Below are 239 nucleotides of genomic sequence, written 5' to 3' on the forward strand. Positions count from 1 at the left end.
GCTCCGTGGCAGATTCGCGCGAGCGATCTACACAGTGAGGCAGTTACAGCTGCGTTGACGCGCAAACATCGCCCGTGTCGCAACGACGTTGAAGGGCAACTCCCAATGTTTACCGAGGTTTCGCAAGGAGGTGCACTATGAACGCCCCGTCGCTACCGCTCTCAGGGCGCGCTCAGCCGCATTGTTGTCGATCTCGACGATCCCGTCGTCGACGTACATTGTGAGCGCGGCCCATTGGT

Annotated in this window: 1 pseudogene; it reads right to left on the reverse strand. The window is 59.8% G+C overall.

The features are described from left to right. Positions 1-141: 141 nt before the first annotated feature. A pseudogene (locus tag SB786_RS37530) lies at positions 142-239 on the reverse strand (IS66 family transposase); the annotation flags it as partial.

Source organism: Burkholderia sp. SIMBA_062 (genome assembly GCF_046534765.1).
Taxonomy (GTDB): Bacteria; Pseudomonadota; Gammaproteobacteria; order Burkholderiales; family Burkholderiaceae; genus Burkholderia; species Burkholderia ambifaria.